This window comes from Sulfitobacter sp. (assembly GCF_041552635.1).
Classification (GTDB): Bacteria; Pseudomonadota; Alphaproteobacteria; order Rhodobacterales; family Rhodobacteraceae; genus Sulfitobacter.
On sequence record NZ_JBFEKM010000175.1, the window covers coordinates 1 to 8,349 of the forward strand.

Below are 8,349 nucleotides of genomic sequence, written 5' to 3' on the forward strand. Positions count from 1 at the left end.
CTCGACATCACTCGCGAAGAAGCCTTGCGTGGCCTCGTTGATTTTGGCCGCATAGAAGAGATGCTGGTGCGGGTTAATGGCCGCATCGACCACCGCCGTCTCTCTCGGGTCAGCCCCCTCTCCGCACCGCTTTTCTTGGAAATGGGCCGTGTTCCAGTCAAAGGCGATGCCGAAGAGCGGCTTTTGGCCCAAGAGGCCGAGCGCCTGATGCAAGCATCTGGATTGGCCAACATCACTCCGGCACCCGCAGACAAACCACGCTGGCGGGTTGGGTATTGAATTTGGGGGTGTCCGCAAATTGTGGTGGTCTGCTCAGCGGGACAAAGCGGCCCCCTGTTACTGCTTGATTGCGTATCGATCCGCCTCCTCAAAGACGTCGATGACGCGCGTTCCGGCTTTGATAAAAGCCCCGTGTTCAACGCCCGCTGGAATCGAGTAACTATCACCGGCTTTGTAGACCTTTGCCTCTCCACCGATGGTAAATTTGATTTGCCCTTCGACAACCGTCCCCCACTGAGCGCCATGAGAGTGAGGGGGGAGTTCCATATCTTTAAGGAAAGTAAAAAAGGCCACTAGGCCATCGTCGGACCGGACAACTGCTGTCTGAACGACATCTTCGGGAAACGGCACATCAATAGCGGGAAACGCTTTGATAAAATCTGGATACGGCATATTTGTCTCCTGTTCGCGTGATTTGGTCAATCCTGATGCAATACAGGTTAACGATGTCAGAGCGTTTGGATTTTTGCAAATCATGCAACAAGTTGGGCTTAGAGCCGCCATTCGTTGGGTCACGCTTCACACCAGATCAGTTCTGCGGGTGTCACTCCAGCACGCCGTCCCTCAGGCCATCGTATGTCACCATTGAGGTTCGTCGTGTCTGATCCGCAGAATTTCTTATGAATGTGTCTTAGCGGGCGTGAAGTGAGCTCACATTCTGTATGTTTTGGCTCCCGGCTGCGCCACGTGGACCTAGCTTGCTGCCGACGACAGATTGCTCGTTTCCACGTCGAGCAGCAACATTTGGACATGCGCGGGTAAACAGCTATTGGGCTTTCCTCAGCTAATCTCACATGGCGGTAAAGGCTGGAGAGCCGATGACCGTAAGGGGGGAGGTGTCCCCGAAAATTGGTCATCGTACCTTGGGTGTGGGGTCTTCTGCTTCACCGTTCTTCAAACACTCAAATTCAGTGTTCTAATTCGCAAAACCGCCAGTGTTCGGCCCTCTTGCCCCCATGACTGTTTTACCCGATGAATCCGGGATGAGCGTTGGTCATGAATTTACCCTCGCAGGCGCACAGCTTGCAGCACTCGGGTCTGGTGCCCTTTGGTGGGCCGACCAGCAGTTGCTTTGCGTGTCTGACCTCCACCTTGGCAAGTCGGAACGGATCGCCCGCCGCGGCGGCGCAGCTTTGCCACCTTACGAAACACACGACACATTGACACGGCTGGAGGCTGAGCTGGAGCGCCATCCAGCTCGAACTGTGATTTGCCTTGGGGATAGCTTTGACGATCTGGACGCTGCGCGCGCGCTACCGGACGCCGTAAGGTTTTGGATTGCGCGACTGCAAGCCGGCCGGCAGTGGATCTGGGTCGAAGGCAACCATGATCCCGGCCCCGTGGATGTCGGCGGCAGCCATCTGGACAAGGTTTCAGTTGAGACGCTGACATTCCGACATATCGCGGATCCCTTGGCCAAAGGTGAGGTTTCCGGGCACTTTCATCCAAAGGCAAGCCTGAGTTTAGGCGGGCGCACTATTTCGCGGGCGGCGTTTCTTTATGATACAAAGCGGCTGATACTGCCTGCATTCGGTACCTACACGGGGGGTCTGCGCAGCACATCGGATGCGCTGAGTGATCTCTTGGCTCTTGACGCCATTGCCGTGCTGACCGGCCCGCGACCAACGGCGATCCCGATGCCGCGTTAGATGTTTTCCTTGTCGCGAAAACATGCCAGCCTGACACAAAAGGGACCGTCCAATGACACCAGAAACCACAGCACGCATCAGAACCAGCTTTGCCGCTCAATCCATGATGGCGACCTTTGGCGCAACCCTTGTCGATATCGGCACAGGCACCATCAGGATCGAGGCTCCGATCTTGCCAGGTGCACTGCAACAGCAGGGCTTTGGCCATGCCGGGCTGACCTTTTCGATTGGAGACAGTGCAGCAGGCTATGCGGCTTTGACGACGTTGCCGTTGGACATGGAAGTCGTCACAGCCGAGATAAAAATCAACCTGCTTGCCCCTGCGCGGGGCGAAAAGCTGATTGCCATCGGCAAGGTCATTAAACCCGGCAAACGGCTGTGCATCGTCACCGCCGAGGTTTTTGCCCATGACCAAGGAAAAGATACGCTGATCGCAATTTTGCAGGGGACGATGGTGCCTGTCCCTGCCTAAATCAGCCCCGCCTCTTGCACAAAGGGGCGATAACTGCGGCTGACAGGAATTTCATCCCCGTTTGACAGGATCAGAAAATCGCGCCCCTTGTCGCGGCGGTGTGCTGCAACTGCTGCCTGTGCAACCCAATGCGACCGATGCACCTGAAGCCCCTCCACCCCGGCAAGTGCGTCAACCGCATCCTGCATGCGCATCAGGACAAGCGCGCTACCCGACTGCGTCACCACGTTCAAATAGTGGTCTTGCGCTTCCATCCTGATCAACGGTGCGCGCTTTTCCAGCGGGATGCGCCGCAGAAAAACAGCCTGCATGTCCACGGGAACAGCGTCATCCGCAGGGGCGAAAACACTTTTGGCCAACGTAATAGCCCCGTGGACCACGATCACGGTAACCCCCACAATGCCGAGCAAGTACAGAAAATGGCTCGCGCCCTGCCATGTTTCGAAGAGTGCGCTGTTCACAAGATGGGTCGCGCCGGAAAGGGTTATAACATACCCCGCCCACAACACAGCCCGCCGCCGACGCGGCCGCATGCCACCCATCCTGATGCAAAAAGCAGTCCCCAAAACTGAGAGGGCGACGATGCCAGCCCAGTAGAAAAACCGCGGCACCACATCCAGCACAGCATGTGTGCCGAAGGGACCGGCGATGGTACATAAAACTGTCGCAAGCCCCCACACAGCAAACGGCACCGCAAGGCCGTTTCGTTCACGAAGCGTGTATGACATCCCCGACCTTTCAACGCATTTCACGCAGCAGCACCGCAATCCGCGCAAGCCCGCTTGGGGCTTGCCACGTAACTTTGGCATGCAGAGCAGACAAAACGCAACGGAGTATCCTCATGTCACTGTCCCCCCTTTTTGATGCAAGCCCTGCCATCCAGATCCACACTTTTCTGGCCATCGCAGCGGCGATCCTAACTCTGGCGATTTTCAGCCTCAAACGCGGCACCAGCGCACATCGTTGGATGGGCTGGTGTTGGGTGATCCTGATGGGGGTGGTTGCGCTTAGCAGCTTTGCGATCTCTGAAATAAAGATGCTTGGACCGTTCAGCCCAATTCACTTGCTGTCTGTATTCGTGCTTGTCCAACTGGTGGTGAATGTGCGCGCGGCACGATCAGAACAATTCCGGCGCCATGCCCGCGGCATGAAAGGTCTTACCTTCGGTGCCCTGTTGATCGCAGGAGGGTTCACCCTCCTGCCCGGACGCATCATGTATCAAGTCATCGCAGGTGGTTAGGCCGTCAATCCCTCGGGCTCGGCCAACCCGTTTGCGCGACAACAGGCGGTAACGGTATTGGCCAGAAGGCACGCAATGGTCATCGGCCCCACGCCACCCGGCACAGGGGTGATAGCACCCGCGACAGCAGCACAGCTGTCAAAGTCAACATCACCCACCAACCGCGTCTTGCCTTCACCCTTTTCGGGCGCATCCAAGCGGTTGATGCCAACGTCAATGACAGTCGCTCCGGGCTTGAGCCAATCCCCAGGCACCATCTCGGGGCGACCGACCGCTGCCACAACGATATCGGCACGGCGTACTACTTCGGCCAAATTCTTGGTCCGCGAATGGGCGATCGTCACCGTGCAGCTGTCGTTCAGCAAAAGCTGCGCCATCGGCTTACCGACAATATTGCTGCGACCAATGATAACCGCGTCCATACCAGACAGACTGCCGTGATAATCCCTTAGCATCATCAAACACCCCAGCGGCGTACAGGGCACCATCGACTTTTGCCCGGTCCCCAACAGACCCACGTTCGAAATATGAAACCCGTCAACATCCTTGGCCGGATCGATCGAGTTAATCACCAAGTCTTCGTTCAGATGCTTGGGCAAAGGAAGCTGTACCAAGATACCGTGAATCTCGGGGTCCGCATTCAGCTGCGCAATCAACGCAAGCAAATCGGCCTCTGCCGTATCCGCCTCAAGCCGATGCTCGACCGATTTCATACCGACCTCGACGGTCATCTTGCCCTTGGACCGGACATAGACCTCGGACGCGGGATCAGCGCCAACCAGAACCACGGCCAATCCCGGCGTAATTCCGTGATCGTTCTTCAGACGCGCAACATGCTCGCCCACTTGCTCCCGTACACGCGCCGCAAAAGCCTTGCCGTCAATGATTGTCGCTGTCATGGAAATCGTCCTTCAACTTCTCTGGCTCTTAAATATCCCCGCCGGAGGCAGGAAAGGGCGCGGGGGTTTTCCCCCGCGCCCTTTTCATAGGCGTTTAAAACAGACCTTCAACATCACCATCTGCATTCAGTCGAATATTTTCGGCCGATGGGACACGGGGCAGGCCCGGCATGGTCATGATCTCACCGCAAATCGCCACAACGAAACCCGCGCCTGCAGACAACCGCACTTCACGGACCGGAATATTGAACCCAGTTGGGGCCCCTCGCATTTCGGGGTCGGTGGTAAAGCTATATTGCGTCTTCGCCATACAAACCGGCAGATTACCATAGCCTTGATCTTCCCAATCCTTAAGCTGGCTCAGGATTTTGCCATCCATCACGGCCGCATCGGCGCGGTAGATCTTGGTGGCAATGGTGTTAATCTTGTCGGCAAGGCTCATCTCGTCTGGATAGATCGGCGCAAAGTTCGCCTCGCCCTTTTCGATCACTTCAACCACCTTGGTCGCCAGATCAGCAGATCCTTCGCTGCCCAGCTCCCAGTGCCGTGACAATACCGCTTCCGACCCTTGCGAAGCGACATAATCCTTGACCGCCTGCACTTCGGCATCGGTATCGGTGACAAAGTGGTTGATCGCTACGACGACCGGCACACCAAACGACTTGAGGTTCTCGATGTGACGCCCAAGGTTGGGACAACCGGCCTGAACCGCCGCGACATTCTCGGTCCCAAGATCGGCCTTGGCGACACCACCGTTCATCTTCATCGCGCGCACCGTCGCCACGACGACAACACAAGACGGGGCCAGACCGGCCTTGCGGCACTTGATGTTCAGGAACTTCTCGGCCCCCAGATCAGCCCCAAAGCCTGCTTCGGTCACCACGTAATCGGCCAGTTTCAGTGCCGTTGTGGTCGCAATCACTGAGTTACAGCCATGCGCAATATTCGCAAATGGGCCACCGTGCACAAAGGCAGGGTTGTTCTCGAGCGTTTGAACAAGGTTCGGCTGCATCGCGTCTTTCAGCAGCACCGTCATTGCGCCGTCCGCCTTGATGTCACGGGCATAGATCGGTTTACGCTCGCGGGTATAGGCGACAATCATATCGCCAAGACGCTTTTGCAGATCGCTCAGATCGCGGGCCAGACACAAGATCGCCATGACCTCGGACGCGACAGTGATATCAAAGCCAGCTTCGCGCGGGAAACCGTTGGAAACGCCGCCCAAGGATGCCGTGATCTGGCGAAGCGCGCGGTCGTTCATGTCGACAACGCGGCGCCACACGACGCGGCGCAGGTCGATCTCAAGCGCGTTACCCCAATAGATGTGGTTATCAATCATCGCGCTAAGCAAGTTGTGCGCAGACGTGATCGCGTGGAAATCGCCTGTAAAGTGCAGGTTCATTTCTTCCATCGGCACGATCTGGGCATAGCCACCGCCAGCGGCCCCACCCTTCATACCAAAGTTCGGTCCCAGCGATGCTTCGCGGATACATACAGCGGCGTTCTTGCCGATGCGGTTCAGACCATCGCCCAGACCAACGGTGGTCGTTGTCTTGCCTTCGCCTGCGGGCGTCGGGTTGATCGCGGTCACAAGGATCAGCTTGCCATCGGTGCGGTCCTGAACCGAGTTGATAAAGCTTTGCGAGACCTTCGCCTTGTCATGCCCGTATGGCAGCAAATCGTCGCTGCTGATCCCCAGCTTTGCGCCAATCTCCTGAATGGGTTTCTTGGACGCTTCACGCGCGATTTGGATGTCAGTTTTAAAGGCCATGGTATCCCCCATTCAGTGCCGCTGCGGCATGTTCTATCGCCTGCATACAGCGGCCCGCCAGTGGCGTGGGTCAGGATTACGACATTTCCAAAGCGCGTTGCGGCGTCGTGTCACGGCCAGGTTTCTTTTAAGAAACCGAATCCGCGCAGCGGTCCCCTGCTGTGCCGCTAAACGTGCCGGTGCACGGCCACAGTTCGGCGACGACATTTGCTAAATGATCAGGCTCCAGACTTAGGCTCAGGAAGCAAGGAAGATATATGCACCAGATCCTCAACGGTGATCGGCTTGTTATGGAAGGCCTTGACGATGCTGAATGACGCAGCGCGTTTCTTGTCGCTGGGGTCAAGTGACGTCGTTAACATCACAACAACAACCTTGGCAAAGGCAGGCCCGACCTCTGCAATCGCGCGTTCCAGAAATTCGAAACCGGTGAGCCGTGGCATATTGATATCTAAAAGCAAGACGTCGATCTCGTCGCAGTCAGGGGTTTTCAGATACGCAAGGGCTTCGTCGGGATACTGAAAGGGAATGATTTTTCCGACCAATCCCGAACGGTTAATCACCCGCTTGTACATCATCTGGTCGACCTTATCATCGTCGACAAGCATGATGGTTCCTATTTTGGCTTGGTCGTTCATGGTGACTTTCTAGGGAGTGAAACTGTAAAGACTGCGCCAGCCCCCAATTCGGAGCAGACGCGAAGCGTGCCACGGTGGTTCAGGCAAACCCGGCGGCACAGCGCAAGGCCCACACCAGTGCCAGGATAATCCTCGCGCACATGCAGACGTCCGAAAAGCCTGAAAATCCTTTCGTGGTTCTCGGCCGCGATACCGATGCCATTGTCTTCGAAAGTAATTTTCTCGACCCTGTTGAGCGGGTCGGTCTCACTGCTGACCCGGATCACGGCAGGGCGATTGCTTGCGCGAAATTTAATGCTGTTGCTGATGAGGTTCTTGAAAAGGCTGCGCAGTTGCGCTCGGCTTCCGATCACCGACGGCAGAGTGTCACGCTCCAATGAAATATCGTATAATTTCAAACCACCGTTCACGTCATCTGCTATCTCGTCAAATAAGGTGTTCAGATTGACGGTTTGGAACGTATCTTTGTCCCCTATGGTCTGGGTGTATTCAAGTATATCCTGAACCTGTTGCTTCATACGCATGGTCGTTGCGAGACCAAGGTTGAGAAAATATCGGCCCTCGGTACTTAGTCGTTCTTCTTGCAATTCGCTTAACAGCATCGACAGGTTGTTCGCAGGCGACATCAGGTCATGAGAAATCGCGTACGTAAAATCACACTGTTCCTGTCGCAATTGCTCGCTTGTGTTCAGTGATGCATTCAATCGGATCGCGTCGGTCACGCAATTGGCCAACTGCTTCAATGATGCGACTTCCTCGTCTGACCATTTGCGCGCCTTCTCCTCAATGACGCACAAGGCTCCGACGGGCTGCATTTCCGGTGTGTAGACCGGCACACCAAGATACGCGCCGACGCCAAGTTCCGAAATGGCAAGGTTGTCTTTGACCAGCGAGTGGTTTGGCGCATCGTCCACGACGAGCGGGGCATCCTTGCGCACGACATGCTGGCAAAACGAATGTGAAAGCGGTGTTTGTTGGGCCGTGGCCCAAGGCTCAGAAAGTCCCAATTGGCTTTTGAAGAACTGGCAGTCATTATCGAAATCAACAATTGATATAAGCGAAACAGGCGTTTTCAAAAGATGTGCTGCAAGTTGCGTTAGATTATCATACACTGGTTCGGGCAGCGCATCGACAAGTCCGAGTTCTTGCAAAGTAAATTTCACGGTGTTGCTTGGACCCTCTGGCCGGTCAGTTTCCCCTAGCAGAAAGGCTAAGTCCTTTCTATTAAGATGAAATGAACATCCTCGGTGCTAGGGCGAACCCAAACCGGCCTTTTGGTTTGGACCGCGAAAGAATGAATGCACAAAATCAGAGGGACACATTATAGTGCCCGACCACACCCACCATGACCCGATCGTGTTTCAGCCGCCAGCCAATGCTCCTGAAGGTATAGACAACATC

At 55.8% G+C, this 8,349-nt stretch carries 9 protein-coding genes and 1 pseudogene; 4 read left to right on the plus strand and 6 right to left on the minus strand.

Features of this window, described 5'->3' with window-relative positions:
* A pseudogene (locus ABYT07_RS17100) lies at nt 1–279 on the plus strand (DNA ligase-associated DEXH box helicase); the annotation flags it as partial.
* Between the two features lie 57 nt (nt 280–336).
* Here the strand turns inward: ABYT07_RS17100 and ABYT07_RS17105 are convergent.
* Entirely contained in the window at nt 337–672 is a 336-nt protein-coding gene (locus ABYT07_RS17105; protein WP_372993246.1) for a cupin domain-containing protein, read from the minus strand.
* Between the two features lie 590 nt (nt 673–1,262).
* Between ABYT07_RS17105 and pdeM the strand changes: the two genes are divergently transcribed.
* Both pdeM and ABYT07_RS17115 read left to right on the plus strand, forming a co-directional pair.
* Nucleotides 1,263–1,928 (plus strand): ligase-associated DNA damage response endonuclease PdeM, encoded by a 666-nt coding sequence (pdeM, locus tag ABYT07_RS17110; RefSeq protein ID WP_372993247.1) that lies wholly within the window; start codon nt 1,263–1,265, stop codon nt 1,926–1,928.
* 52 nt (nt 1,929–1,980) lie between these two features.
* Nucleotides 1,981–2,400, plus strand: coding sequence for a PaaI family thioesterase (locus ABYT07_RS17115; protein WP_372993248.1), 420 nt, complete (start codon nt 1,981–1,983; stop codon nt 2,398–2,400).
* Here ABYT07_RS17115 and ABYT07_RS17120 read toward each other — a convergent pair.
* Nucleotides 2,397–3,128 (minus strand): LytTR family DNA-binding domain-containing protein, encoded by a 732-nt coding sequence (locus ABYT07_RS17120; RefSeq protein WP_372993249.1) that lies wholly within the window; start codon nt 3,126–3,128, stop codon nt 2,397–2,399. The genes ABYT07_RS17115 and ABYT07_RS17120 overlap by 4 nt on opposite strands.
* 113 nt (nt 3,129–3,241) lie before the next feature.
* Here ABYT07_RS17120 and ABYT07_RS17125 point away from each other — a divergent pair, with 113 nt between their 5' ends.
* A complete protein-coding gene (locus ABYT07_RS17125) occupies nt 3,242–3,640 on the plus strand; it encodes a DUF2306 domain-containing protein (RefSeq protein ID WP_372993250.1) in 399 nt (132 codons plus the stop codon).
* On the opposite strand, the gene folD is transcribed toward ABYT07_RS17125, so the two are convergent.
* The 4 genes from folD to ABYT07_RS17145 all read right to left on the minus strand — a co-directional run bounded on the left by folD (nt 3,637) and on the right by ABYT07_RS17145 (nt 8,111).
* A complete protein-coding gene (gene folD, locus ABYT07_RS17130; protein ID WP_372993251.1) occupies nt 3,637–4,539 on the minus strand; it encodes a bifunctional methylenetetrahydrofolate dehydrogenase/methenyltetrahydrofolate cyclohydrolase FolD in 903 nt (300 codons plus the stop codon). The two genes, ABYT07_RS17125 and folD, sit on opposite strands and share 4 nt — an antisense overlap.
* A gap of 94 nt (nt 4,540–4,633) precedes the next feature.
* Complete coding sequence (locus ABYT07_RS17135) at nt 4,634–6,310, minus strand: formate--tetrahydrofolate ligase (protein WP_372993252.1); 1,677 nt, start codon at nt 6,308–6,310, stop codon at nt 4,634–4,636.
* 218 nt (nt 6,311–6,528) lie between these two features.
* Complete coding sequence (locus tag ABYT07_RS17140) at nt 6,529–6,948, minus strand: response regulator (RefSeq protein WP_372993253.1); 420 nt, start codon at nt 6,946–6,948, stop codon at nt 6,529–6,531.
* Complete coding sequence (locus ABYT07_RS17145; protein WP_372993254.1) at nt 6,945–8,111, minus strand: ATP-binding protein; 1,167 nt, start codon at nt 8,109–8,111, stop codon at nt 6,945–6,947. Before ABYT07_RS17145 ends, ABYT07_RS17140 begins: the two co-directional genes overlap by 4 nt.
* Nucleotides 8,112–8,349: the final 238 nt, after the last annotated feature.

Excerpts from the sequence above, each read along its gene's own strand:
- pdeM (WP_372993247.1), top strand. The coding sequence starts at position 1,263 with ATGAGCGTTGGTCATGAATTTACCCTCGCAGGCGCACAGCTTGCAGCA.
- ABYT07_RS17120 (WP_372993249.1), bottom strand. The coding sequence starts at position 3,128 with ATGTCATACACGCTTCGTGAACGAAACGGCCTTGCGGTGCCGTTTGCT.
- ABYT07_RS17125 (WP_372993250.1), top strand. The coding sequence starts at position 3,242 with ATGTCACTGTCCCCCCTTTTTGATGCAAGCCCTGCCATCCAGATCCAC.
- ABYT07_RS17135 (WP_372993252.1), bottom strand. The coding sequence starts at position 6,310 with ATGGCCTTTAAAACTGACATCCAAATCGCGCGTGAAGCGTCCAAGAAA.
- ABYT07_RS17105 (WP_372993246.1), bottom strand. The coding sequence starts at position 672 with ATGCCGTATCCAGATTTTATCAAAGCGTTTCCCGCTATTGATGTGCCG.
- ABYT07_RS17140 (WP_372993253.1), bottom strand. The coding sequence starts at position 6,948 with ATGAACGACCAAGCCAAAATAGGAACCATCATGCTTGTCGACGATGAT.
- folD (WP_372993251.1), bottom strand. The coding sequence starts at position 4,539 with ATGACAGCGACAATCATTGACGGCAAGGCTTTTGCGGCGCGTGTACGG.
- ABYT07_RS17115 (WP_372993248.1), top strand. The coding sequence starts at position 1,981 with ATGACACCAGAAACCACAGCACGCATCAGAACCAGCTTTGCCGCTCAA.